Consider the following 531-nt stretch of genomic DNA (forward strand, 5'->3'; position numbering starts at 1 on the left):
AGCCACCACCGGACCACCCGCCGCGATATACACCGGAATCCCCGCCGGCGGCACATCGTAGATCGACGCGCCGACCGTGTTGTAGTACTGGCCCTCGAAATCGACCCGGTCACCACTCCACAACGCGCGCATCAGATCCACCGACTCGCGCAACCGGGCGAAACGCTCCTTGAACTCCGGCCACTCCCCCTTGTAACCCGTCGCGATCTCGTTGAGCGCCTCCCCGGTGCCCACACCCAGCATGATCCGCTCCGGATACAGCACCCCGAGGGTCGCGAACGCCTGGGCGATCACCGCGGGGTTGTAGCGGAACGTCGGCGTCAGCACCGACGTCCCCAGCTGAATACGAGAAGTCCGCTCACCGACCGCGGTCATCCACGCCAGCGAAAACGGAGCATGCCCACCCTCGTGCCGCCACGGCTGGAAATGATCACTGACGGTCGCACTGTCGAGGCCGTGTTCTTCGACCAGAACGCCGAGCTCGACGAGCTCGCGTGGTCCGAATTGTTCTGCCGACGCCTTGTATCCCAG

General features: G+C 65.0%; 1 protein-coding gene. It reads right to left on the reverse strand.

All coding sequences use genetic code 11. The features are described 5' to 3' along the window. A partial coding sequence (locus NN2_RS35700) for an LLM class flavin-dependent oxidoreductase (protein WP_245658993.1) occupies positions 1–531 on the reverse strand: 531 nt, incomplete at both ends.

Origin of the sequence: Nocardia nova NBRC 15556, from assembly GCF_001613005.1 — a bacterium.
GTDB classification, from domain to species: domain Bacteria; phylum Actinomycetota; class Actinomycetes; order Mycobacteriales; family Mycobacteriaceae; genus Nocardia; species Nocardia nova.